Origin of the sequence: Streptococcus suis, assembly GCF_002964045.1 — a bacterium.
Lineage (GTDB): Bacteria > Bacillota > Bacilli > Lactobacillales > Streptococcaceae > Streptococcus > Streptococcus suis_U.
Genome location: NZ_POPB01000238.1, coordinates 1 through 1,647 on the forward strand (window position 1 = coordinate 1; position 1,647 = coordinate 1,647).

Annotated in this window: 1 protein-coding gene and 1 pseudogene; both read right to left on the reverse strand. The window is 39.1% G+C overall.

What is annotated here, in order from left to right:
• Positions 1–61: 61 nt before the first annotated feature.
• Positions 62–1,360 (reverse strand): ISL3 family transposase, encoded by a 1,299-nt coding sequence (locus C1E99_RS02190; RefSeq protein ID WP_105206451.1) that lies wholly within the window; start codon positions 1,358–1,360, stop codon positions 62–64.
• Positions 1,361–1,458: 98 nt separating this feature from the next.
• Positions 1,459–1,647, reverse strand: a pseudogene (locus C1E99_RS02195) (transposase domain-containing protein); the annotation flags it as partial.

Sequence of the window (1,647 nt, forward strand, 5' to 3'; positions counted from 1 at the left end):
AAGAAGGCCTTTTTATTTTGTCCAGATGAGGTGGTTTAAGCACCAAAACAGCTATTTTTCCCTAAAAACAGTAAAAAAGACAAACACCAAAACGATGTTTGTCTGCAATCTGAGAGAGGACGAACTTCGTTCTCTCTTTCTTTATGTTCAAAGCAATCAAAATGCGTTTTTTAAAATTTTCAAAGTTCCTAAAACCAAAGGCATTTCTCTTAATGACTTTGATGAGATTGTTGGTAGCTTCCAGTTTGGCGTTGGAATAAGGCAATTCCATGGCGTTTAAAACCTTGTCTTTATCCTTTAGAAATGTCTTAAATACCGTCTGGAAAATAGGATTAACATTGGCTATTTCCTGTTCAATAAGGTCAAAGAAATGATCTGAGTTTTTCTCTTGGAAATGGAACAAGAGAAATTGATAGAGTTCATAGTGCTGTCGGAGTTCATCTGAGTAGGATAGGAGTTTTTCTAGGATTTCCTTGTTAGTCAAGTGCATACGAAACATAGGGCGATAAAATCGTTTATCGCTGAGTTTACGGCTATCTTGTTGTATCAATTTCCAGTAGCGTTTCAAGGCTCGGTATTCCTGCGATTTTCTGTCGAATTGATTCATAATTTGAATACGGACACGGTTCATAGCACGGCTGAGGTGTTGTACGATATGAAAGCGATCAAGGACGATTTTGGCATGCGGAAAAAGCTGTTTAGCCAATTGGTAGTATGGGCTAAACATGTCCATAGTGATGACTTTAACGCGGTTTCTAGCCTGTCTGGAATAGCGTAGAAAGTGGTTTCGGATAGTTGCTTGAGTTCTTCCGTCAAGGATAGCAATGACGTTTAGGGAGTTGAAATCTTGAGCGATAAAGCTCATTTTCCCCTTCTTGAAGCCATATTCATCCCAGCTCATCACCTCAGGTAAGGTATTCCAATCTGTTTCAAACTTGAACCCATTTAGCTTTCGACTAACTGATGATGTTGAGATAGATAGCCTGTGTGCAATATGTGTCATTGCTTGATTTTCGATGAGTAATTGGGCAATTTTCTGGTTAACCGCGACAGAGATTTGGTGGTTCTTCTTGACAAGAGGAGTTTCAGCGACAGCCATTTTCCCACATTCTTTACACTTGAACCGACGCTTTTTAAGGCGGATAAGGAGTGGATAACCAGCTGTTTCTAGGTAGGGAATTTTGGAGGCTTTTTGGAAATCGTATTTTGCCATTTGTCCCTTGCAGGAAGGGCATTTAGGGGCTGTATAATCCAAGTGACCGTGGAGTTCTAAGTGAGTTCCCATATCATATTCATCAGTGATAACAATATTTTTGTCTTTAATTCTGAGAAGATTTGTGATAAGATTTAGTTGTTCCATATGAACCCTTTCTAATGTGAGTTTCGTCGCTTTTCATTATAGGTCATATGGGACTTTTTTTCTATACTCAAAAAGGCTCCATAGTTTCCATGGTGGATTTACCCACTACAGAAATTATAGAGCCTTTTTTCCTTCCATGGCAAATAAGCCTCCAGCACCTCCTTTTTTGCGAGTGTCTCCTCATTAGGTAAGTGTTCTAGAAGATAGTTCATATATTTCTCTGCATCAAGTCCGTGTCGCTTAGCTGTTTCTAAAAGACTCAAAATGACAGCTGTTGACTTGGCTTA

Excerpts from the sequence above, each read along its gene's own strand:
- C1E99_RS02190 (WP_105206451.1), bottom strand. The coding sequence starts at position 1,360 with ATGGAACAACTAAATCTTATCACAAATCTTCTCAGAATTAAAGACAAA.